This is a genomic window from Alkalimonas cellulosilytica, from assembly GCF_036325985.1.
In the GTDB taxonomy this organism is placed as follows: domain Bacteria; phylum Pseudomonadota; class Gammaproteobacteria; order Enterobacterales; family Alteromonadaceae; genus Alkalimonas; species Alkalimonas cellulosilytica.
In genome coordinates, this window is record NZ_JAUHLI010000001.1 from 113,257 (window position 1) to 136,453 (window position 23,197).

Annotated in this window: 18 protein-coding genes, 2 tRNA genes and 1 other RNA gene; 14 read left to right on the plus strand and 7 right to left on the minus strand. The window is 54.1% G+C overall.

All coding sequences use genetic code 11. The features are described 5' to 3' along the window. Positions 1-6 precede the first annotated feature (6 nt). The 6 genes from smc (at position 7) to QWY20_RS00540 (ending at position 9,181) form a co-directional block, all read left to right on the plus strand. Positions 7-3,426 carry a chromosome segregation protein SMC gene (gene smc, locus QWY20_RS00515; RefSeq protein ID WP_330127084.1) on the plus strand — a complete coding sequence of 1,140 codons (3,420 nt, stop codon included), beginning with the start codon at positions 7-9 and terminating at the stop codon, positions 3,424-3,426. Positions 3,427-3,444: 18 nt separating this feature from the next. Then, a complete protein-coding gene (gene zipA / locus QWY20_RS00520) occupies positions 3,445-4,335 on the plus strand; it encodes a cell division protein ZipA (RefSeq protein WP_330127085.1) in 891 nt (296 codons plus the stop codon). A gap of 60 nt (positions 4,336-4,395) precedes the next feature. Continuing rightward, entirely contained in the window at positions 4,396-6,429 is a 2,034-nt protein-coding gene (gene ligA, locus QWY20_RS00525) for an NAD-dependent DNA ligase LigA (RefSeq protein WP_330127086.1), read from the plus strand. Then, the gene (locus QWY20_RS00530) at positions 6,429-6,761 is read left to right on the plus strand and encodes a DUF3392 domain-containing protein (protein WP_330127087.1); all 333 of its coding nucleotides are present in this window, start codon (positions 6,429-6,431) and stop codon (positions 6,759-6,761) included. The genes ligA and QWY20_RS00530 overlap by 1 nt, the downstream gene beginning before the upstream one ends. Next, positions 6,761-7,240: a DUF2919 family protein gene (locus tag QWY20_RS00535; protein ID WP_330127088.1), complete on the plus strand. Its 480-nt coding sequence runs from the start codon at positions 6,761-6,763 to the stop codon at positions 7,238-7,240. Before QWY20_RS00530 ends, QWY20_RS00535 begins: the two co-directional genes overlap by 1 nt. Before the next feature lie 75 nt (positions 7,241-7,315). Beyond that, positions 7,316-9,181, plus strand: a complete 1,866-nt coding sequence (locus QWY20_RS00540) for a putative bifunctional diguanylate cyclase/phosphodiesterase (protein WP_330127089.1) — start codon at positions 7,316-7,318, stop codon at positions 9,179-9,181. On the opposite strand, the gene QWY20_RS00545 is transcribed toward QWY20_RS00540, so the two are convergent. The 3 genes from QWY20_RS00545 to QWY20_RS00555 all read right to left on the minus strand — a co-directional run bounded on the left by QWY20_RS00545 (position 9,178) and on the right by QWY20_RS00555 (position 11,295). Continuing rightward, on the minus strand, positions 9,178-10,824 hold the full coding sequence (locus QWY20_RS00545; RefSeq protein ID WP_330127090.1) for a response regulator: 1,647 nt from the start codon (positions 10,822-10,824) through the stop codon (positions 9,178-9,180). The genes QWY20_RS00540 and QWY20_RS00545 overlap by 4 nt on opposite strands. A 289-nt stretch (positions 10,825-11,113) precedes the next feature. Next, positions 11,114-11,189, minus strand: a tRNA-Val gene (locus QWY20_RS00550). Positions 11,190-11,219: 30 nt separating this feature from the next. Further along, a tRNA-Val gene (locus QWY20_RS00555) sits at positions 11,220-11,295 on the minus strand. 200 nt (positions 11,296-11,495) lie between these two features. On the opposite strand from QWY20_RS00555, the gene gltX reads away from it, so the two are divergent. Together gltX and QWY20_RS00565 are read left to right on the plus strand one after the other, a co-directional pair. Beyond that, positions 11,496-12,902 carry a glutamate--tRNA ligase gene (gene gltX / locus QWY20_RS00560; RefSeq protein WP_330127091.1) on the plus strand — a complete coding sequence of 469 codons (1,407 nt, stop codon included), beginning with the start codon at positions 11,496-11,498 and terminating at the stop codon, positions 12,900-12,902. A 164-nt stretch (positions 12,903-13,066) separates the two neighbouring features. Further along, a complete protein-coding gene (locus QWY20_RS00565; protein WP_330127092.1) occupies positions 13,067-13,855 on the plus strand; it encodes a DUF481 domain-containing protein in 789 nt (262 codons plus the stop codon). A 71-nt stretch (positions 13,856-13,926) separates the two neighbouring features. On the opposite strand, the gene serA is transcribed toward QWY20_RS00565, so the two are convergent. The 4 genes from serA to ssrS all read right to left on the minus strand — a co-directional run bounded on the left by serA (position 13,927) and on the right by ssrS (position 16,771). Next, complete coding sequence (serA, locus tag QWY20_RS00570) at positions 13,927-15,153, minus strand: phosphoglycerate dehydrogenase (protein ID WP_330127093.1); 1,227 nt, start codon at positions 15,151-15,153, stop codon at positions 13,927-13,929. 62 nt (positions 15,154-15,215) lie between these two features. Next, positions 15,216-15,875, minus strand: a complete 660-nt coding sequence (gene rpiA, locus QWY20_RS00575) for a ribose-5-phosphate isomerase RpiA (RefSeq protein ID WP_330127094.1) — start codon at positions 15,873-15,875, stop codon at positions 15,216-15,218. An 87-nt stretch (positions 15,876-15,962) separates the two neighbouring features. Beyond that, on the minus strand, positions 15,963-16,550 hold the full coding sequence (locus QWY20_RS00580; RefSeq protein WP_330127095.1) for a 5-formyltetrahydrofolate cyclo-ligase: 588 nt from the start codon (positions 16,548-16,550) through the stop codon (positions 15,963-15,965). A gap of 38 nt (positions 16,551-16,588) precedes the next feature. Then, positions 16,589-16,771: non-coding RNA, 6S RNA (gene ssrS, locus QWY20_RS00585), on the minus strand. Positions 16,772-16,931: 160 nt separating this feature from the next. On the opposite strand from ssrS, the gene QWY20_RS00590 reads away from it, so the two are divergent. The 6 genes from QWY20_RS00590 to gcvH all read left to right on the plus strand — a co-directional run bounded on the left by QWY20_RS00590 (position 16,932) and on the right by gcvH (position 23,159). Next, entirely contained in the window at positions 16,932-17,513 is a 582-nt protein-coding gene (locus tag QWY20_RS00590; protein WP_330127096.1) for a UPF0149 family protein, read from the plus strand. A 21-nt stretch (positions 17,514-17,534) separates the two neighbouring features. Beyond that, positions 17,535-18,896 (plus strand): Xaa-Pro aminopeptidase, encoded by a 1,362-nt coding sequence (gene pepP, locus QWY20_RS00595; protein ID WP_330127097.1) that lies wholly within the window; start codon positions 17,535-17,537, stop codon positions 18,894-18,896. After that, positions 18,880-20,169 (plus strand): 2-octaprenyl-6-methoxyphenyl hydroxylase, encoded by a 1,290-nt coding sequence (gene ubiH / locus QWY20_RS00600; RefSeq protein ID WP_330127098.1) that lies wholly within the window; start codon positions 18,880-18,882, stop codon positions 20,167-20,169. The genes pepP and ubiH overlap by 17 nt, the downstream gene beginning before the upstream one ends. Beyond that, a complete protein-coding gene (locus tag QWY20_RS00605; protein ID WP_330127099.1) occupies positions 20,156-21,385 on the plus strand; it encodes an FAD-dependent monooxygenase in 1,230 nt (409 codons plus the stop codon). Before ubiH ends, QWY20_RS00605 begins: the two co-directional genes overlap by 14 nt. A gap of 166 nt (positions 21,386-21,551) precedes the next feature. Further along, positions 21,552-22,646 (plus strand): glycine cleavage system aminomethyltransferase GcvT, encoded by a 1,095-nt coding sequence (gene gcvT / locus QWY20_RS00610; protein ID WP_330127100.1) that lies wholly within the window; start codon positions 21,552-21,554, stop codon positions 22,644-22,646. A 123-nt stretch (positions 22,647-22,769) separates the two neighbouring features. Beyond that, positions 22,770-23,159: a glycine cleavage system protein GcvH gene (gcvH, locus tag QWY20_RS00615; RefSeq protein WP_330127101.1), complete on the plus strand. Its 390-nt coding sequence runs from the start codon at positions 22,770-22,772 to the stop codon at positions 23,157-23,159. Positions 23,160-23,197: the final 38 nt, after the last annotated feature.

The following is a 23,197-nucleotide window of genomic DNA, read 5'->3' on the forward strand; positions in this document are numbered from 1 at the left end:
GGGTAAATGCGCTTAAAGCAGATCCGGCTGGCGGGGTTTAAGTCCTTCGTTGACGCAACTTCTGTGCCTTTCCCGCAGCAAATGACGGCTGTGGTTGGCCCCAATGGCTGCGGTAAATCCAATGTGATTGACGCGGTGCGCTGGGTGCTGGGGGAAAGCTCGGCCAAAAATCTGCGCGGTGATGCTATGACCGATGTTATTTTTAATGGCTCGTCACAGCGCAAACCCGTGTCACAGGCCTCGGTTGAACTGGTGTTTGAAAATACTCAGGGCCGGGTACAGGGCTCGATGGCGGATCGCAGTGAGATAGCGATCAAGCGCTTAGTGACCCGAGATGCGCAATCCAGCTATTTCCTCAATGGCAGCAAGTGCCGCCGCCGTGATATCACCGATATCTTTTTAGGGACCGGCCTTGGGCCACGTAGCTATGCCATTATCGAGCAGGGCATGATTTCCCGCTTGATTGAGTCCAAGCCGCAGGAACTGCGGGTGTTTATCGAAGAAGCAGCCGGTATTTCCAAGTACAAAGAGCGACGGCGTGAAACCGAAAATCGTATCCGGCATACCCGGGATAATCTGGATCGTTTATCCGATGTGCGGGAAGAGCTCGGCAAAAACCTCGACAAACTGAAACGCCAGGCCAGTGCTGCAGAGCGTTACAAAGAGCTAAAAGCCCGTGAGCGCGCTCTAAAAGCGGAGGTGACCGCGTTACGCTGGCTCAAATTTCACCAGTTACAAACCCAACTGGAACAGCAACTGGCCGCCGAGGAAACCGAGCTGGAAAAGTTTCAGGCGGCGCAGATGGGCGATCAGCGGGTGCTGATTGAGCTGAAAGAGCAGCAGCAGGACCTGCGTCAGCAGCAGACCATTGAGCAGGAAAGCTTTTACCGGCTTGGTGCTGAAATCAGCCGTATCGAGCAGCAACTGCTGCATCAGCGTCAGCAGCGACAGCAGCGCAGTTCAGAGCTGGATAAAGTGCAGCAGCAACTGCAGGACGCCAAAGCCCATCTGACCTTGGAGCAGCAGCAACTGGAAGAGCAGCAGGCTTTGTTGGAAGAAATCCTGCCCGAGCAGGCTCTTTGTGAAGAACAAGTGACCTTGTTGCAACAACAACTCGAAAGCCTGGAACAAACTCAGGAACAGGTGGAGCAGGATTGGCAAAGCTGGCAGCAACAGCAGTTTCAGCTTGAGCGCCAGCAGCAGCAATGGCAGTTGCAGCTCAGCAATATCCAACAACAACAAAGCCAGCAGCAACAGCGTGAGATACGCTTGCAACAGCAGCTTGCTGAGTTACAGCAACAGCTTGCCGTCGATGCCGGCAGTGAGTGTGAACAAAGCTGGCACCAGGCCAAGGCTAGCACAGAACAGATGCGCATCGTGTTGCAGCAAAGCGAGTTGCAATTGTCTAACACACAGCAGGATCTGCAGCAGTGGCAGCGCCAGCAAGACCGGCTGCAACTGCAGTTGCAGCAGCTCAGCCAGGAGCAAAGTAAGCTGCAACAGGCACAGCAACAAGCCAATCAGCAGCAATTGATCAGTCAGTTGCAGGTGGAGCCAGGTTGGGCGGAAGCCGTCAGTCTGGCACTTGGCGCCTTACAGCATGCCAGTATAAGCCCGCACTGGCCAGATACGTTAAGCCAGACACTGTTGCTAACCCAGCCAGTCACCGCGCCAACAAAGCCAGCAGGCCCTTGCCTGGCAGATAAAGTACAGGGCGTAGCCATCCCGGATTATTTTTATCGCATTCTGTTGGTGGACACAGATGCCAGTGCCCAGCAACAACTGCAGAGTTTAGCGACAGGGTACACCCTGATGACAGCCAGTGGCCATTGGTATGGGCCTAACTGGTGTTTGCTGGCCGGACTGGACGAGCAAGACAGTTATCTGGCGCGGGCCGAGCGACTGCAGCAGCTACGCAGTGAGCAAAGTGATTTAGCCCAGCAAGAGCAAACCGTATTCGCCGAGCTTGAAGCTGCCAGCACGCTACTGAGCCAACAGCAGCAACAGGTTGCCAGCAACAAGCAGGCACTGCAGCAAAGCGAGCAACTGGAGCAGGAAGCTCGTACCCAATGGCTGTTGCGGCAGCAGCAAATGCAGCAATGGCAGCAGCACAGCCAGCAGCTGGAGCAAGAGCTGGCGCAACTGGCATCGCAGGGTGAAGAGACGCTGCTGCAGCAAGAGACGTTGACAGAGCAGTTGCTGCAGCAGGATGAGCTGCTGCTGCAGCATCAAAGCCAGGAGTCCAGCCTGGCACAACAGCGGCAAGAACTGCAGCAGCAACTACGGCAGCAGCGGTCCAGGCTGGAACAGCAGCAGCAACAGTTGCAGCAGTTGACGGTACAACGGACCAGTGGACAGCATCAGTTGCAGCTGCTGCAGCAAAACCTGGTGCGCAGCCGGCAGCAGCAACAGCAGCTGCAGGAGCGTGAGCAACAGCTGTTGCAGCATGATGAGGACGATGAACCCGACTTGGTGTTGCATGAGTCGTTGCAAGAGGCCCTGCTGCAGCGGGAAAGCGCAGAGACACAATTGCAGCAGCTGCAAAATCAGCTGTCAGAGTGTGAACAAAAAATGCGCGAGCTGGAGCAAGGCCAGCACAGTATCTTGCAGCTGGTGAATCAGAAGCGTCAGCAGCTCGAGTCGCTGAAGCTGGATGCGGAAGGGCATCGCATTCGGGCCAACAATATGCTGGAACTTCTGCAAGAGCAGAAGGTCCAGTTAAAACAAGTGCTGGAGCAGTTAGCGACGGATGCGGATGAGCAAAAACTGCAAACGGAGTTGGATAAAACCAGCGATGCCATCAGCCGGCTGGGTGCCATTAACCTGGCGGCGATTGATGAATACCAGCAGCAAGCCGAGCGGAAAAGTTACCTGGACAGTCAGCACCAGGATTTAACCGATGCACTGGAAACGCTGGAAACAGCGATCCGTAAAATAGACCGGGAAACCCGCCAGCGCTTTAAAGACACCTTCGAGCGGGTCGACCGTGGGCTACGCGAGCTGTTTCCAAAGGTATTTGGCGGTGGCAGTGCTTACCTGGAATTGACCGACGATGACTTGCTGGAAACCGGCGTTAGCATCATGGCCCGGCCACCAGGAAAAAAAAACAGCACCATTCATTTGCTGTCGGGTGGTGAAAAGGCGCTAACCGCATTATCATTGGTGTTTTCGATTTTCCAACTGAATCCAGCACCTTTTTGTATGTTGGATGAAGTCGATGCACCTTTGGATGATGCCAATGTCGGACGTTTCTGCAATCTTGTACGGGAAATGTCGGAAACGGTACAATTTATCTATATTAGTCATAACAAAATAGCCATGGAGATGGCAGCTCAACTGATGGGCGTGACCATGCAGGAACCTGGTGTGTCCAGGGTGGTCGCAGTCGATGTTGATGATGCAGTAAAAATGGCTGAAGCCTCTTAGAATCAAAAGGATCCGGGAATGGCGAGTGAATTACGTTTAGCGCTTTTTATTTTGATAGCCTTAGCCATTGGTGCTTTGTTGCTCCATGGCCTCTGGACGGTGCGAAAAAATGCCGCTCAGAAACACCGGTATTATCCTGGCAAGGATGACAGCAGCGATTCAGCTGCCGGCAGTGCCGGTAGCGATGGCTTCGATGAATTTGGGGTGGGCAAAGTACGGGTGATCCGTAAAGGTGCTAGTCAGCCCGAGCAGGATCGCTCATTCAGTGGGCCTGCTGAGCCGGATTCAGAGCCAGCCGAAGTGCAGAACCAATTCAACTTTGATGAGCCCACGGACCCGCAGCTGAATTTCAGTGCGCTGGATGCAGATGAAGAACGCACGCCAGCAGCATCAGGCACAGACAGCGGTGCTGCCGCGCAGCATGAGCAACGTGTGGCGTCTGCAGACGACGAGACCAACCAGGCAGGAGCGGCTCCTTCTGAAGTCCTGATCCTCTATGTATTACTGCCGGAAGGGCGGGAAATTAAGGGGCAGGATTTGTTGCCATTGCTGCTTACCCTGGGCTTTAAATTTGGCGAGATGGATATTTTCCACCGTCATCAGGACAGTGCTGGCTCAGGCGAGGTGCTGTTTAGTCTGGCCAATATGTTTAATCCGGGTACCTTTGATATTGAGCAGATGGATAAAATTACCACCCGTGGGATCAGCCTGTTTATGACCTTGCCAGGCCCTGGTGAACCGCTGCAAAACTTCAATTTGATGAACAATGCTGCCAAGAAAATTGCCGAAGAGTTTGGCGGTCAGGTGCTGGATGGCCAGCGCAGTGTACTGACGGTACAAACCGTGCGGCATTATGTAGAAAAAATCCGCGAGTTTCAGCGCCAGCAACTGATCCGCGGCGCCCGTTGATACCTGGCAGGCAGCGTCAGGCTGCCTGCTGTTGGTTTGTTTTTAAGTGAGCACCCTGCCATGACCACCCCGACGCAGTCCGATGTCGAGCAACTGCAGCAGCAGTTGAACCAATACAGTTATGAATACTATGTGCTGGATCAGCCGAGCGTACCGGATGCCGAGTACGATCGGCTGTTTCGCCAGCTGCAAGCCTGGGAGCAACAATGCCCAGAGTGGATACAACCAGACTCGCCCACCCAGCGGGTAGGCGAAAAGCCACTGGGGCAGTTTGCCCAGGTGCAGCATCAGGTGCCGATGTTGTCACTGGATAATGCGTTTGGTGAGGATGACTTTCTGGCGTTCTGTAAACGCATGGCGGACCGGTTGGATTTCAGCGGCGACTTTCATTTTTGCTGCGAGCCGAAACTGGATGGCCTGGCCGTCAGTATTCGTTATGAGCAAGGCATGCTGGTGCAGGCCGCCACCCGGGGCGATGGCAGCACCGGCGAGGACATTACCAACAATGTTCGTACCATCCGGGCGTTGCCGCTTAAGCTGCGAGGCAAGGGCTGGCCTGAAGTACTGGAAGTACGGGGGGAAGTCTTTATGCCCCTGGCAGGGTTTGAGCGCATGAACGAGGCTGCCCGGTTGCGTGGTGACAAGGTGTTTGCCAATCCACGCAATGCCGCGGCCGGTAGCTTGAGGCAGTTGGATCCTGCGATTACCGCCAGCCGGCCACTGATGTTTTATGCTTACGGTGTAGGCGAGGTGCAAGACAGCACGGCCAAGCTTGATAGCAGCAGCCACTATCAGCGGCTGCAACAGTTAAAAGACTGGGGCTTTCCGGTGTGTCCGGAAATTAGCGCCGTGCAGGGAGCCGACGCCGTGCTGGCTTATTACCAGCATATTGCAGAGCGTCGGGCCAGCCTGCCTTATGAAATTGATGGGGTGGTGGTGAAAGTCGACAGCCTGGCGCAGCAGAGGGCACTTGGCTTTGTTGCCCGGGCGCCACGTTGGGCCATTGCCTTTAAATTTCCTGCCCAGGAACAGCTCACCACCTTGCTGGATGTGGAGTTTCAGGTGGGCCGTACCGGTGCTATTACGCCGGTAGCTCGCCTTGCCCCGGTGCTGGTGGGTGGGGTGACGGTTAGCAATGCGACCTTGCACAATCAGGATGAGATCAATCGGCTGAATGTGCAGATTGGCGATACGGTGACGGTGCGCCGGGCGGGGGATGTGATCCCACAAATTGTTGCGGTGTTGCCGGAACGTCGGCCAGCCGACAGCCAGCCGATTGTGTTCCCAACCGAGTGCCCGGTCTGTCAGTCCCGCATCGAGCGGGTAGAAGGCGAAGCCGTGGCGCGTTGTACCGGCGGCCTCTACTGCGCAGCTCAGCGTAAAGAAGCGCTGAAACACTTTGTTGCCCGTAAAGCGCTGGATATTGATGGCCTGGGCGACAAGTTGATAGAACAATTGGTTGATCAGCAACTGGTGCAAACCCCGGCTGATATTTTTCGGCTGGATTTACCGGCACTGCTTGGTCTGGAGCGGATGGCCGAAAAATCGGCCACTAAGTTGCTGCAGGCGATTGAGGCCGCTAAAAGTACCACTTTACCTCGCTTTATTTATGCGCTGGGCATCCGTGAAGTCGGCGAGGCTACGGCGTTAAATCTGGCGCAGCACTTTGGTGATCTCAACGCTATCATGCAGGCTGATGAAACTGCGCTGCAGGAAGTACCGGATGTCGGGGCTGTGGTAGCGCAGCATCTGGCCGCATTTTTCCAGGAACCGCACAACCAACAAGTAATTGAAGCGCTACTGGCGGTTGGCATGCACTGGCCTGCTATTGAATTGCAAGCGGCCAGTGAGCAGCCGCTGGCCGGGCAAACGGTGGTGCTGACCGGTACCCTCAGCAGCATGGGGCGGGATGACGCCAAAGCACGCTTGCAACGTTTGGGAGCCAAGGTCTCAGGCTCGGTTTCGAAAAAAACCTATGCCGTCATTGCCGGGGAGAATGCCGGCTCCAAGCTGACCAAAGCCGCTGAACTGGATGTAGCGATCTGGGATGAAGCGCGAATGCAGGCTTTATTTACTGAATACGGGGTCGATTGATGGATTGGCTGCATGAACTGTTGTTGCAATGGGGCGCCTTGTTCCGGCCCTACGTGCGGGATATTGCCCTGGCGATGGTCGCGACCAGTCTGGTGGTGTTTGGCGATGACATCAACCGCTTTATTCGTCGCCAGGTGGCGGGGTTGCACTTTTTTTGGCGCACGCTGATTTTTGTGCTGGTGTGCGCTTTTGGCTATGGCGCTTTTACGCTCTTCGTAACCCCGGTGGTCGCCAGGCAATTAGCCAGCTTAAACAATCTTTGGCTGCCCTGGGTGACTTTGGGCATCTTTACCCTGCTTGGCATCTTAGCCCAGCGCAGGCGGCAGGCCTGATGAAGCCGCCCTTGCTGTGGCCGCTGGATGAAGATGGGCTGGTGGCTCTGCCGCTGCGGTTGTATCTGCTGTTGCTGTTGCTGCTGCGGCCCATTCTGAGCTGGATCCTGGCGCTGACCATCCCGGAGCAAAAAGGTGAAATGCTGGCTTTCTTTTATCCGGATCAGCAGCAATTTTGGTTGGCCTGTTTACTGGCTCTGCCGACCCTGTTGCTTTGTGTCGCGTTAACGCAGCGCCGCCCCAAGGGCCATAGCGGTTGGTTTCGTATCTGGCGTTTTGGCAAATGGTTGCTGCTGGCTAGCCTGATCCCGGATTTGACTCTGACCATCCGTGCTTTACCGCCTTACGTCGCAGTGGAGCAACCCTGGTTGCTGCTGGCCCCTTCCTTATTGGTGATTGGCGGCCTCTGGTTACTGCGCAGCCGGCGGGTACCGGTTATTTTCAACGAGTGGCCAGAGCCAGCACCGGCCAAAAAATAGGCGCTGCCGCTGTTTTTGCATCCTGAGTTAGCAACAGCTAAACTGAAGTATTCTGGTCATATCTCTGGTGTACAGGTGAGATCTGCAGCGAACCCTTCCAACAAAGCATTGTTTCAATTGGTCGCCAGCCTTTCTGCTTCCCTAACCGGTGCCAGCACTGCGCGGATGGATCAAGCCATTGAGCAAGCGCTGGCAGCCATAGGCGACTTTTTCGCTGCCGACCGCAGTTATCTCTTCGCTTTTGATCCGGACTATCGGTTAGCAAAAAATACCCATGAATGGTGTGCGGCGGGCGTTTCCAGTCAAAAAGCATTGCTGCAACAGTTGGATACTCAGGTTTTTGCCAGCTGGATGAAGCCATTACAACAAGGTGAAACCATTGCTATCAGCGATGTGCATCGAATGCCGGAGCACAGTGCAGAACGCTTGTTGTTGGAAGCGCAACATATTCGTTCCGTGATCATGTTGCCATTGCTCAGTGCCGGCCAACTATTGGGGATGATTGGGCTAGATATTGTGCGTAGTCAAAGTAACTGGCCGGATGAAACCATTGCTGCTCTGGAACTGATAGCGGGCAATATTGCCGGTGGCATCATGCGGCAACAAATGGAAACCAAGGCTGAGCGACTGGCATTTTACGATGAGCTAACCTCCTTGCCAAACCGGAGGTTATTGCTCGAGCTGATCCAGCAGTCGTTGGCTAATTCAGCACGCTCGGGCCGCTTTGGAGCCTTACTGCTGGTTGATTTGGATCATTTTAAAAGTTTGAACGAAAGCCATGGTCATCAGCTGGGCGATCAATACCTGCAGCTGGTGGCGCAGATTATTCGTCACAACCTGCGGGATAGCGATGTGATGGCGCGAACCGGTGGTGATGAGTTTGCGGTAGTTGTCAGCGATCTTGGCACCACCAGTCAGGATGCCGCGATGCATGCACGTAAACTAGCGGATCAGATCCTCAGCAGTATCAATTGCCCAATTCCACTGAATGAGCACCGCTATCAGGCCTCGGTCAGTATCGGTATAAGCCTGTTTCATGGTGAACAGTCCAGTGTGGATGAGCTATTAAAGCAGGTTGAAATGGCAATGTACCGCGCCAAAGCTGCCGGTCGCAATAGCGTGGAGTTTTTTGACAGCAGAATGCAAACGCTGGCCAAACAGCGATCTCAATTGGCGCAGGATCTGCATCAGGCCATCCGACAGCAGCAATTTCATCTGCTGTATCAGCCCATTGTTAAAGAGCAGAAGCTGTGTGGGGTAGAAGCCTTAATTCGTTGGCAACACCCGGTGCAAGGGTTTATTTCACCGGGTGTTTTTATCCCTTTTGCTGAACAGAGCGGCCTGATTATTCCTATCGGTGATTGGGTTTTGAAGCAAGCGTGTACTCAACTGGTGCAATGGCAAAACGACCAACATATGCGCCAGCTGAGTTGCTCGGTCAATATCAGTGCCTTGCAATTTGCTCAGGATAACTTCGTTGAAAAAGTGATGCAGTGCATGTTGGAAACTGGTGTCAACCCAGAGCGGTTAAAGCTGGAACTCACCGAAGGCATGCTGATTGATGATGTCGAAACGATTCGCGCAAAAATGGGAAAGCTGCAAACCCTGGGCGTCACTTTTTCACTGGATGATTTTGGCACCGGTTATTCATCGCTCAGTTATTTGCACCGGTTTCCGCTTAGTCAGTTGAAAATCGATCAGCAGTTTGTCCGCAATCTCGATACCAACCCACACAACAAAGCCATTACCAGAGCCATTCTGGCGCTGGCGGCCAGCCTGGAGCTGGAAGTGGTGGCCGAAGGGGTCGAAACCCAGGCTGAGCTGACGCAGCTTAAAGCGCTTGGCTGTGAGTTATTTCAGGGTTTTTTGTTTAGTAAGCCACTCAGCCCTGAAGCGATTGTTGGGTTGGAACCGCAGAGCCTGCCACCACGAAAGGACTAGTCTGAAGCCGGCGTGCCAAAGCGATCCGGGTGTTTCTCTTTTAGTTTTTGATAGCGTTTGAATTGTTCAGGATTCAGCTTGCCCCGCTCAATTATATCCAGACAGCGCAGGATCAGGGTTTCCTGTTGACTGTGATTGATACTTGGACGCCTGGGCGCGGATAAAATGGTTTGCAGTAAGTTCAGCGCAATAGCGGCACTTTTGGGCATCACTCTAAGCGCAAGCTCAAAGGCTTTAAAGGCTTCCTGCCAATTGCCGTGCTGATACAGATGCACAGCATTGTTGTTGAGTTCGCGGGCACCATAAGGCATGCTGGCGCGCTCTTGTTGCTCCTGCTGCAGATAGGTACTGAATACCGGATCTGCACCTTCCTGCTGACAACGCAGACTGATGTGGCGAAACAGTTTGTTGGCAGCGTCACTTAACCCAACCTCATGCAGTGCTTTGGCCCGGTCCAATGCATCTTCAATGGAGTCGTCATCCGGCACTTGTTGTTGCAAATCTTTCAATAATTGTTGGGCCTTGTCTTTATTATCCTTTAAATAAAAAAGCCGGGCCTGAATCACCTCTTGTTGGAAGTCTTTGCGGTTATCAGCGAATTGTTGGCGGATGGAGCTTAAACACTGGTTTATTTGCCGGCTCAGGCGCAGGCTTTGTTCATCATCCTGCTCCAGCGTGAGCGCAAAGTCGATGCCCGCTCTGGCCATATTCAGGTAAAGATCGGGTTGCTCATGCATCGAGTGGCGGGAAAACTTCACCATGCTTTTGGCCGCATGATACTGGGTTTCGTAGTCGTGGTTGATCCGTGATAGTTGCAGCAGTTTTTGCTGGCGCAACAAATTGCGCGGAGCCAGGTTGGTAGCTTGTTCCAGGTGCTGCTGAGCGACATCATACTGTTGCTGACGAAACTCCAGCTCTGCCATGCAATCCAGTGCCTCCAGTTTGGTTTCCGGCCGGCGACTGAGTTGCTGCAACAGCGTGAGAGCCTGCGCATCTTTATGCAGCAGCAGCAGCGTACGCGCTAACCCGATCCGGGCCCATGGAAATGGCTGAATATCCAGCATGGCGTTAAAAAATTGCTCAGCGGCATCATGTTGCTTCAGTTGCAACAGCAAATCGCCTTTCAGCTTCAGCAGCAATGGATAAAAAGCACTGTTGGCCGATTTGGCCAGCTCCGTATTCACGACGTCAAGCGCGCGGTCAGGTTGGCCATTATCCAGCAACTGATAAATGGGTTTGAGTCGTTGCTTGCGCTTCAGGACTCGCTCAATCCGCACTTCCAAATCGCCAATCACAAAGGGTTTGGCCAGAAACTCATCCGGTTGCAGTTCAATCACGCTGTAGACCAGGGAGGGATCGGTATCGGCACTGATGAAAATAAAACCGGTACTTAATTTTTGCAGGCCTCGGGCTTTCAGCTCTTCGTACAGCTGGAACCCATCTTTGCCTTTTTGCAGGTTATGGGCACAAATAATCAAGTCGTACTGGCGAGTTTTACATAACTGAATGGCATCCTGCGCCCGATCGGCCACATTAATTTGCTGATAGCCCAGTTTTTCCAAGGCAAACTTCAGATAGCTTTGCGCCAGCGATTGTTCATCGATGATCAGGATCTGAACGTCTTGTGAAATGTGCTCTACCATTGAGTTGTTAACATCCGGCCAGGAAGTGCAAGGCATAAAGCAACTATAGCAAGAGAACAGCAAAGTATTGAAGCAAAAAAAGCAGAGCTTACAGGAAATTAAAAAGGAGCAGGAGCGGGTGGTGCTCTTTCAGCTTAGTAAATGATTGAGTGTGAGAATAAGCGAATAAAAGAAGATGGTGGATGATACTGGGTTCGAACCAGAGGCAACCGTATTGTCACAGGGAGCGGGTGGTGCTCTCTCGGCTTTGCTAATGATTGAGTGTGGGAATAATGGAAGCAATTGAAAGTGGTGGATGATACTGGGTTCGAACCAGTGACCCCCGCCTTGTAAGGGCGGTGCTCTCCCAGCTGAGCTAATCATCCACTCTGAGAAAATAATCGAACAATTGATGATGGTGGATGATACTGGGTTCGAACCAGTGACCCCCGCCTTGTAAGGGCGGTGCTCTCCCAGCTGAGCTAATCATCCGCTGCATCAATGGCGCTCATTATAGAGTTCGGTGATTGAGTGTCAACAGGAAATTTTGAATTACGAAGCAGTTGCTGTAAAAAGCGTCACTTTGCTGTCATAAAGCACAATTGACTGCTGGCGAGCGGTAAAATGGCTGCGCTGTTGACAGCAAAACTTGCTACAATAACGCCATTTGATGTTGCCTACAGGAATGCCTTATGTCGATTGTTACCCGTTTTGCTCCAAGCCCTACCGGTTATTTGCACGTTGGTGGTGCCCGAACTGCGTTGTACAGCTGGTTATACAGCAAAAAAATGGGTGGCAAGTTTATATTGCGCATTGAAGATACCGATCTGGAACGTTCAACCCAGGCATCGGTTGATGCAATTTTGCAAGGCATGGATTGGTTGGGGCTGGATTGGGACGATGGTCCTTACTACCAGACCAAGCGTTTCGATTTGTACAAAGAGGTGATCCAGCAGTTGCTGGATGCCGGCAAAGCCTATAAATGTTTTTGCAGCATTGAAGAGCTGGATCAAATGCGCGAAGCACAGATGGCAGCCGGTGAAAAACCACGCTACAACGGCATGTGGCGTGACCGTACCGATCATCCGACCGATAAACCCTACGTGATCCGCTTCAAAAACCCGCAGGATGGCACTGTAGTCATTGATGATTTGATCAAAGGTCGTATTGAAATCGCCAATAAAGAGCTGGATGATTTGATCATTGCCCGCACCGACGGCTCACCGACCTACAACCTGACCGTGGTGGTGGATGACTGGAAAATGGGAATCACCCATGTGATTCGTGGCGATGATCATGTCAACAATACCCCGCGGCAGATGAATATTCTGGCGGCACTTGGCGCAAATATCCCGCATTATGCCCATGTGCCAATGATCCTGGGCGACGATGGCAAACGTCTGTCCAAGCGCCATGGCGCTGTGGGTGTGATGCAATACCGTGACAATGGTTTCTTGCCAGAGGCATTACTGAATTACCTGGTACGCCTGGGCTGGTCGCATGGCGATCAGGAAATATTCAGCAAAGCCGAGCTGGTAGAGTTGTTTGATCTGAAAAACTGCAATCGGGCGCCATCCGCGTTTAACACCGAAAAACTGATTTGGCTAAACCAGCATTACATCAAAACCTTGCCTGCAGAGCGGGTAGCAGAAGAGTTGGCCTGGCATCTGCGAGATCAACAACTGGATACCAGCACAGGCCCGGCCATTACCGAAGTGATTAAAGTGCAGGCCGAACGGGTGAAAACCTTAAAAGAGCTGGTCCAGGTCAGCCGCTATTTCTACGAAGACTTCAGTGCTTTTGAAGAAACCGCAGCCAAAAAGCATCTACGGCCGGTTGCGGCAGAAGCGCTGCAATTGGTGCAGCAAAAGCTGACAGCCTTAACCGATTGGACCAGCGAAGCCATTCATCAGGCGATCCATAGCACAGCAGAAGAGCTGGGACTTGGGATGGGGAAAGTTGGTATGCCATTGCGGGTGGCGGTCAGTGGTGGCGGTAATTCACCATCGCTGGATGTAACCCTGGCCTTAGTGGGCCGCGAGCGGACGTTAGCGCGCCTGGCTATGGCGCTGGCATTTATTGCTGAGCGTGCAGAGTAAGCCTGATGCATCCAGGCCGGTAGGTACTTTTCTTGCCGGCCTATCACCTTTTAGCCAAAAAAAATGGGCGTTCATCGGTTTGTTGCCAAATCAGTGAACCCTGGTGTTGGCGTACTGTCTTAGAAGCTTTACAATACCATCATTTTACGATGCAAGGATTTTAAGTGATAGCAGTGCGAAATGTTGCCTTAGTAGCGGCCTGTGTTTGTTGTGCCTATTTCAATATGGCCTATGCAGCCACGGATCTGACACAAGCTGAACAAGCGATGCTGCAACCCAAGCTTGGTGGTGATGTTGAACTGGGTTTGTTGTACAGCAGCGGCAATACCAAGGCTACTTCGGTGCGATTAAACAGCGAGCTGGTGCACGAAATCCCTTACTTTCGTAACCGTTACCAGGTGCAGGGCTTAACCCGCACCAGCAAGGTTCGAAATGCCGATGACGATGGCTACAACCGAGTTACCTCCGGTCAGCGCATTGGTTTAACCGGTCAGAGCAACTACAAATTTGCGGCCAGCAATCAAAGTGGTTTTGGCCGGGCAGCTTATTTAAATGATCGCTTTGGTGCCTTTCGTGAGCAAGCTTCTGTCGCACTCGGTTACGCCAACCGGGTGTTTGATCAAAGCCCCAGCTATCTGGACCTGGAAACCGGCCCTGGTGTGGGGTATCAGCGTCGGCAAAATGGCGACAGTGAAGGGGGGCTGATATGGTTTGCGGCAGCAAACTTAGAGTACAAAGTGTATCAGGGCACCCGTTTTCGTCAGGCGCTGGAAACCATTCTCTCGCTGGATGGTGAAAGCTCCAGCGTACTTAGCCGAAGCAGCCTGACAGCTCAGTTGAATGGCCGACTGTCGATGCGGTTTAATTTTATCGTCAAATACGATTCCAAGCCAGATCCGGGGCGGTTTAAAACCGATACCGAAACCTCTGCTTCCGTGGTGTATTCTTTCTGAACCCCCAAGCTTCCAACAAAAAACCGGCTAACATGCCGGTTTTTTGTTGGAAGCTCTGTCAGGAAAGCGACTTAGTGCAGCACTCGCGCCCGCAGGGTTCCTGGAATGGCTTTCAGTTCAGCCAGAGCCAGCTCGTAATCGGCCGAGTCAATATCAATCACCACATACCCGATATCGGCGCTGGTTTGTAGGTACTGGCCAGCAATGTTGATTTGATGGCGGGCAAAACTTTCGTTGATCTTGGTCAGCATGCCTGGCTGGTTCTTGTGAATATGCAGCAAACGATGGCGGCCGGTATGCTCTGGCAGTGACACTTCCGGGAAGTTGACCGCCGACAGGGTAGAGCCATTGTCGCTGTACTTTACCAGTTTACCAGCCACTTCATAGCCGATGTTTTCCTGCGCTTCCTGGGTTGAACCGCCAATGTGCGGGGTCAGCAGCACATTGTCAAAAGCACGCAGTGGTGAGATGAACTCTTCGTTGTTGCTTTTTGGTTCGACCGGGAACACATCGATGGCGGCACCGTTTAGCTTCTTACTCTCGAGGGCCTGTGCCAGCGCTGGGATATCGACCACAGTACCGCGTGAGGCATTGATCAGAATGGCGCCTTGCTTCATCAAATCCAGTTCGGCTTCGCCAATCATGTTTTTGGTTTGTGGTGTTTCCGGCACATGCAAGCTGATCACATCCGAGGTTCTTAGCAGAGTAGAGAAATCCACCTGAGTGGCATTACCCAGCACCAGCTTGTCTTCAATATCGTAAAACTGCACCCGCATGCCCAGATGCTCGGCCATAATGCTCAGCTGGGTACCAATGTGGCCATAACCAATAATACCCAGAGTTTTGCCGCGGGCTTCATAGGAGTTGCTGGCGGTTTTATCCCATTCACCACGGTGGGCGGCGGCATTGCGGGCAGGGATGCCACGCAACAGCATAATGATTTCACCCAGCACCAGCTCGGCGACCGAACGGGTATTGGAGAAAGGCGCATTAAAGACCGGAATACCACGCTCCAGTGCAGCGGTTAAATCCACCTGATTGGTGCCAATGCAAAAACAGCCAATGGCCGTCAGCTTCTCCGCTGCCGCCAATACGTTTTCAGTGAGCTGGGTACGGGAACGAATGCCGACAAAATGGGCATCGCGGATTTTTTCAATCAGCTCGTCTTCAGGCAACGACGTTTTCAGGTATTCGATGTTGCTGTAGCCCTGATTTTTAAAGCTCTGCACGGCGCTTTGGTGCAAGCCTTCCAGCAGTAAAATCTTAATTTTGTCTTTCGCCAGCGAAAATTTTTCCATGATTGATCTCTTGTTGCAAAGTGACTGTGGACGCAGACCAGTGGTTTTTATTATTTTGTTTGTTATTTAATCAGCTTGGTACCCTCAGGGGTGCCTACCAGAACTTTATCGGCAGCCCGAATGGCAAAAATGCCATTGGTGACGACCCCAACGATGTTGTTAATTTGGGCTTCCAGCTGGATCGGGTGATGAATTTCCAGGTCGAACACATCCAGAATGACATTGCCATTGTCGGTGGTAACACCTGCACGCAACACAGCACGGCCGCCCAGCTTATTCAGTTCCCGCGCGACATAACTGCTGGCCATTGGGATTACCTCCACTGGCAGCGGGAAGCGGCCAAGGACAGGCACCTGCTTGCTTTCATCGACAATGCAGATAAAGGTTTCAGCCACTGCCGCCACAATTTTTTCACGGGTCAGTGCAGCACCGCCACCTTTGATCATGTGTTTATCCGGATTGATTTCATCGGCACCGTCCACATACACCGAAAACTTCTCGATGGCGTTCAGATCCAATACCGGGATCCCCAAGGCTTTTAGCTTTGTCGTGGATTGTTCGGAGCTGGAAACGGCTCCTTCGATCTCATCTTTGATGGTCGCTAAAGCATCAATAAAGTGATTGACGGTCGAGCCGGTCCCAACACCCACCACGGTATGGCGAGGAATAAATTCAAGCGCCGCCCAGGCTGCTTTGCGTTTCATGTCATCTTGGGTGAGCATAAGAAAACCTTGATTAGCCGTACAGATGGATAAAATAAGTTGCCATTATAACCAACTCAGCGTCAGACAACAGCAGTTCCAGCCGCATTATGACAGAAAAATTTGCGCCGGGGTGCAAATGGCTGGTAAGGGCACGTCCCAGGGTTCAATCGGCACGGCTTCGACTTGCTGACAGTGGTGTGCCAGACCGATCAACCGTGGCGTGCCATCGCTGCTGCGGGCCGGGTAGTGCGCCAGAGTGCGGTCGTAAAAACCACCGCCCATGCCCAGGCGGTTACCCAGGGCATCAAAGGCCACCAGCGGGGTGCAAATCAGATCCAGCTGAATTACCGGGCGGACATCCGGACAGCTCCAGTCGGGCTCTGGAATGCCAAAACGGTTGGCGCGCATCGGTGTATTGGCCTGAAAGTGCTGAAAAATAAGATGACAGGGGGTCACAGGATGCAGCAGCGGCAGGTACAGCTGTTTACCAAGCTGCCACAAGGCATGGATCAGTGGCCAGGTATCCAGTTCACCATCGTTGCTTAAATAGAGTGCGATATGCTGACAGTCAGGTAAAAAGGCCAGGGTACGAAAGCGTTCAGCCAGCTGATGAGCGGCTTGCTGTTGTTGCGTGGGGCTAAGTTGTTTCCGGCGTTGGCGGATCAGTTGGCGCAGTTCGTGGCGGCTTAACACCCGTAGCTTCCCTGAGGTTGTGAAGGTTAGTTGGGGTTATGTTCTCCGAAGCTGCCGTGTCGGATGGTAGCCCTTGAACCCTGGGTTCAAGGCGGGAGTCTGATGCCACCGTAGGCTTCCCGGTACGGGCCGGGCCTGCACAAAAGCGACAAGGTGAATCCCTAGGCAATCTGAATATCGGCTCAGGGACGTCGATCCAATCACCAACAGCTCAGAGAACATCGTCAGTATAGCACTGGCTGCGGTAGCTACGAAAGGGCTGCCCGTCGAAATACTGCGCAGTTCGTCCGAACTGAACTGGTTTTCTCGGCTGCCGGTTCTTGGCCTGCACCTGCCTCAAGTGGTAGGATAAGGCCATGCATGCTTTCAGGTGATCCTAAAATGCCAACCCCTTATGTTATGCCGTACGAGCAGTGGCTCGCTCGGATGGAAGAATCGCAACTGATGGCCTCTCCGGCCGAACTGCATGGTTTGGTCAGCGGTTTGCTATCGGCCGGGGTGCAGGCCGAGCAAAAGCAAATTTTGCCGGTGTTGTACGATTTCCTCAACGACAGCCAGGCGGTACCGGTCGCGGTGCAAAAGCAGATCGTCGAGCTGATAGAAAAAACAGCCGAGCAATTGCAGCATAGCGATTACGCCTTTGCCTTATTGTTGCCAAGCGATGATGACAGCCTGATCGAGCGGCTGGAAGCGGTGGTAGAGTGGTGTCAGGCGTTTTTGGTGGGCTTTGCCGTGCTGCAAACCGATTTATCGCTGGTGCCGGAGGATATCCGCGAAGCCATCGACCAACTGACCGAAATCACCCGGCTCGATGTGCACAGCAGCAGCGATTTTTCCGAGCAGGAAAACGAAGAGTCCTACTACCTGGTGCTGGAGCATATTCGTATTCTGGCGCTAAATTGCTTTCACGAAGTCGGCCTGAAGTACCAGCAAGGTGCGGCGCCGAAAAAGACGTTGCACTGATCCCCGTACAAAGGAAAAACCATGAATAGGCCCCAGGCTGAGCGTCGCCAGCGATTGCTGGCTGAGTTACCTGCCTCCTCGGTCGCGGTGATTGCCGCCGGTCACGAACAGACTCGTAGCCACGATACCGAGTACCCCTTTCGCAGCAACAGTGACTTTTGGTATCTGACCGGTTTCCCGGAGCCTGATGCGCTACTGATTTTAACCAAAGATGCAGCCGGGAAGTGCAGCGAGCTGCTGCTGTGCCGCGATAAAGATGTAGAAAAAGAAGTCTGGCAGGGCCGGCGCTTTGGCCCCGAGCAAGCAGAGCTGCAATTTGGCATAGCAGCAGCCTCCATCAGCGAACAGCAAGCGCAGTTACTAGCTGCGATGAAAGGCAAACAGCAGCTATGGTTTTGTTTTGGCGACGATGAAGCACTGATACACTTGCTGAACGCCTGCCAACAGCAGATCCGCACTACGCCACGCCAAAGCGAGCTGGCGCCTCAGCAGCAATGCAATCTACGGCCGCTATTGAATGAGCTGCGGCTGTTTAAAGATGAATACGAAATCAGCCTGATGCAGCAGGCCGCCAGCATCAGCGCAGCCGCGCACAAGGCCGCCATGCAGCTGTGTCAGCCCGGCATGCAGGAGTACCAGCTAGAAGCCTGCATTCAGTACCACTGCGCGATGCAGGGTGCCCGGCACCCGGCCTACAACGCTATAGTCGGCGGGGGCGAGAATGCCTGCATTTTGCATTACACCGAAAATAACGCCGAGCTTCGCGCTGGCGATTTGGTGCTGATAGACGCCGGCTGTGAGTTGAGCGGCTATGCCACCGACATTACCCGCACCTTTCCGGTGAATGGCCGTTTTAGCCAGGAGCAGGCCGCACTCTATCAACTGGTGCTGGATGCCCAGTTGGCGGCGCTGGCCGAAATCAAACCCGGCAGCAGTTTCGCGGTCGCCACCCAAGCCTGTTACCGGGTGCTGACTGAAGGTTTGCATCGGCTTGGGATCCTCCAGGGCGAGCTGGATGCGCTCATCGAAGCCGAAGCGGCCAAGCCCTGGATGATCCACAGTCTGGGCCATTGGCTGGGGCTGGATGTGCACGATGTTGGCTCCTACCAGCCGAAAGGCGCCGTGCCAGAGCCTGGCGCGAAAAACCGCCCCTTTGAGCCCGGTATGGTGCTGACGGTCGAGCCCGGTCTGTACATTCCCAAAGGCAGTGATACCGATCCCAAATGGTGGGGCATTGGTATTCGCATTGAAGACGATGTGCTGGTTACCGCAGAAGGCCATCGCAATCTGACTGCTGCGGTGCCTAAAACCATTGCTGAGATTGAAGCCTTAATGGCCATGGATACAGCAGACGCAGGAAAGCAGTATGGCCAGTTTGACTAAAGCAGCAGAGCCTGAGGCAGCTGTGTCGCAGGATATCGGTTCGAAAGTCGATATCGCCATCGCTGGTGGCGGTATGGCGGGGCTGACGCTGGCCTGGGCCTTGCTGCAGGCCCGGCCGACGCTTCGCATTGCGGTGATTGAGCAGCAAGCGGCGGTGGAGCGTTCGGTCAGTTTTGATAGTCGCAGCATTGCGCTGGCTGCCGCCAGTGTGCAGCAATTACAGGCCTGGCAACTCTGGCCGGAGCTTGGAACCAAAGCCTGTGCCATTCGCCATATTCATGTATCGGATCGAGGCCATTTCGGCAAATGCTACCTGCAAGCCGACCAGTTTGGGTTAACCGAGTTTGGGGCTGTGCTCGAAGTCGAGCATCTTGGCCAGTTGCTGCAGCAGCGCTTGCGCACTGTGCCCAAGCAGCAACTTCTGATGCTGCAGCCGGAACAGATAGCATCCTTGCACCAACACAAAGAGCAGGTAGAGCTGCAACTGGCCAGTGGCAAAGCGCTGTCTGCCAGGCTTTTGGTGGTGTGCGAAGGCGGTCTGTCGCCCACCCGGCAACTGGCCGGCTTTGCACTTAGCAGCGAGCACTACGAGCAAACTGCAGTCATTGCCAACCTGGCGCTGGCCGAGCCGCATCAGGGGCGCGCCTATGAGCGTTTTACCGCCGATGGCCCGATAGCGCTGCTGCCACTGCCTGATAAGCGCTACTCACTGGTCTGGACCACCAGTCCGGCTCAGGCTATCAGCCTGATGCAGCTGAGCGATGATGAATTTACCGCCGCCGCCCAGCAGGCTTTTGGCTACCGGGCCGGTGTTTTTACTAAAAGCGGTGCCCGTGCCTGCTATCCGTTAACACTACGGCGCAGCGACAGCCCGGTGCGTCATCGCATCGCGCTGCTTGGCAACAGTCTGCACAGCCTGCATCCCATCGCCGGTCAGGGCTTTAATCTGGCACTGCGCGATATCGCGGCTTTGGTGCAGCTGGTGCAAATGGCGCAACAAACGCCTACAGCTATGGGCGATTACGCCATGCTGCGGCAGTACCAGCTGGTGCGCGAGGCCGATATGCAGCAGGTGATGACCCTGACCGATGGGCTGGTGCGGCTGTTTTCCAACCGCTCCCGGCTGGTGGCACTGGGCCGTAACCTGGGCTTGCTGGGGATGTTGCTGTGTGATGACTTACAACAACCACTGGCCCGTCAGGCCATGGGCTACAGCGCCATGCAGCGGATGCAGGCGCAGCTGAAGGAGTACTCAAACGATGCAGCATTGTGATATCACCATCGTTGGTGCTGGCAGTGCCGGCCTTACCCTGGCGTTGTTGCTGGCTCCGCTGAAGCTATCCATCCAGCTGGTAGAAAAAGGCCCGGCTCCGGAACCTGCCGCTGCTGAGTTTCAGCGGGTCAGTGCGCTGAATCTGGCATCGCAGCGCCTGTTTGCCCAGCTGGGGATCTGGCCGGGGCTCAGCGAACAGCTGGCCGCTTACCAGCAAATGGAAGTCTGGCAAGCCGATAGCTTTGGCCGGATTGGTTTTTCCGCCGAAGAGCAGCAATTACCAGCCCTTGGCTGGATCTGCGACAACGAACACATTCGCCAGCAGCTGTATCAGCGTGTTAAGCAAGCACCGAATGTGCAGTGTCATTTCAACAGCAGTATTCAGCGCATCAGCCAGGGCGAGCAGAATGTAGCATTGCAGCTCGATAGTGGTGAACTGCTGCTAAGCCGGTTGCTGGTGGCGGCCGATGGTGCCAACTCCTTTGTCCGTGAATCGCTGCAGTTGCCGCTGACGCACTGGGATTATCAGCACCATGCGCTGGTGGCGACCTTAACCAGCACCGAGCCGCATCAGGCCACAGCCCGTCAGGTCTTCTGGCCGGATGGCCCACTGGCATTATTGCCGCTGCCAGACAGCCGACAGGTATCCATTGTCTGGAGTGTACCGCCCGAGCGGGCCCAGGCACTGCAGGCATTGTCTGCCGATGACTTTGCCAGGGCAGTCACTGCTGCCAGTCAATCGGTGCTGGGGCCGCTGCAGCTTGCCAGCACCCGGCAGTTGATCCCGCTGCGGATGCGCTACGCCAATCAGTGGGTGCAGGGCAGGGTGCTGCTGGTGGCCGATGCAGCGCACAGCATTCATCCGCTGGCCGGTCAGGGCATGAACCTGGGTCTGATGGATGTTGCTGCATTAGCAGAACTAATCTCAGAGCAGCTGGAGCAGCAGCTTGAATTCGATTGCCCACGCATGCTGGCCCGTTACCAGCGCTGGCGAAAATCCGAGGCGCAGAGCCTGATCCTGGCGATGGAAGCCTTTAAACGAGGCTTTAGCGGTGGCGCCCTGCTGCCGAAATTACTGCGCTCTGTCGGTATGACCTTACTGGATCAACAAGGCGGTCTGAAACAACGCATGATGGCGCTGGCCCTTGGTAATCAAGGCGATCTGCCCAAATGCGTCCGGCCTGATGCAAGGCGGGCCAGTGGTGTGGTTGAGTAGCGCCGGGCCGTTTGAATCATTGCATTATAAAATCTAATTGAAAAGGGGCTGTTGGCACCCGGCTGCATCCGTTATAATCGGTGCATTCTTAGTCGGTCTGGCTGCATAAGTGATTGCTTTGCCGCCTGAATACCGCCGCTGCGCGACAAAGCACTGGGAGCATCGAATGTCACAACAAGCTGCATCACAACACACCGTATTACACGCCAAGCACCTGGAAGCCGGTGCCAAGATGGTGGATTTTTTCGGTTGGCACATGCCAATCAACTACGGCTCTCAGATTGAAGAGCATCATGCAGTGCGCCAGGATGCCGGTATGTTCGATGTATCGCACATGACCATCGTCGATTTAACCGGTGCCCGTACCCGTGATTTCCTGCGCTTTTTGCTGGCCAACGATGTGGCCAAGCTGACGGTGCCTGGCAAAGCCCTGTACACCGCCATGCTGAACGAAGCCGGTGGTGTAATTGACGACCTGATTGTCTACTTCCTGCAAGAAGATTACTTCCGTATTGTGGTGAACTCCGCCACCCGTGAAAAAGATTTGGCCTGGCTGAACCAGCATGCACCTGCGTTTGAGGTGACGGTTACCGAGCGGCCGGAGCTGGCGCTGATTGCTGTGCAGGGCCCCAATGCCAAGGCCAAAGTAGCTACTTTACTGGATGCCGATCAACAGGCAGCCGTGGCAGGCATGAAGCCGTTCTTTGGTGTGCAAAGCGGTGATTTGTTTATCGCCACCACCGGTTACACCGGTGAAGACGGTTACGAAATTGCCATGCCGGAAGCCAAAGCCGCCGATTTCTGGCAGCAACTGCTGGAGGCTGGGGTAAAACCGGCTGGCCTGGGTGCCCGTGATACGTTGCGCCTCGAAGCCGGTATGAATTTGTATGGCCAGGATATGGACGAAACGGTCTCGCCACTGGCTGCTAACATGGGCTGGACCATTGCTTGGGAGCCAGCCGATCGCAACTTTATTGGCCGTGCTGCGCTCGAGCAACAAAAAGCCGCCGGCACCGACAAGCTGGTTGGCCTGGTGATGGAACAAAAAGGCGTGCTGCGCCATGGTCAGCGCGTGGTGGTTGAGGGCGGGGAAGGCATCATTACGTCCGGTACTTTTTCACCGACTCTGGGCTTTAGCATCGCGATGGCGCGGGTTCCTGCCAGTGTGGGCGACAGCGCCGAAGTGGATATCCGTGGCAAGCTGGTGCCTGTCAAGGTGATAAAACCGGCTTTTGTTCGCATGGGCAAAAAACTTATCTAAACTAACAGGTGGTTGTTTGTACAAAAGCTGTACAAGCCACTGCCTGCTGTATCACAATAAACTGAAACCGTCTGTGCACGCGGACAAACGACTAAAAGAACAACGTCAGGTAAGGAATTAAACATGAGCTCTATCCCTACAGAATTAAAGTACGCTTCTTCCCATGAGTGGGTGCGTCACGAAGGCGACGGCATCTTCAGCGTTGGCATTTCTGAGCATGCACAGGAACTGCTGGGTGATATGGTGTTTGTGGAGCTGCCGGAAGTCGGTGATACCGTTTCTCAGGGCGATGACTGTGCAGTTGCCGAGTCGGTCAAAGCGGCTTCAGATATTTATGCGCCACTGTCTGGCGAAGTGGTCGAAGTGAACGAGTCGCTGGCCGATGCGCCGGAGCAAGTGAACGCCAGCCCGTACCACGATGGTTGGATGTTCAAAATCAAAGCCTCTGATCTGGCCGAGCTGGATGAACTGCTGGACGCCGAAGGCTACCAGAACGTGATCGACGAAGAGTAACACCAATCTGTTGCTGCGTAAGCCCCGTATTATTCGGG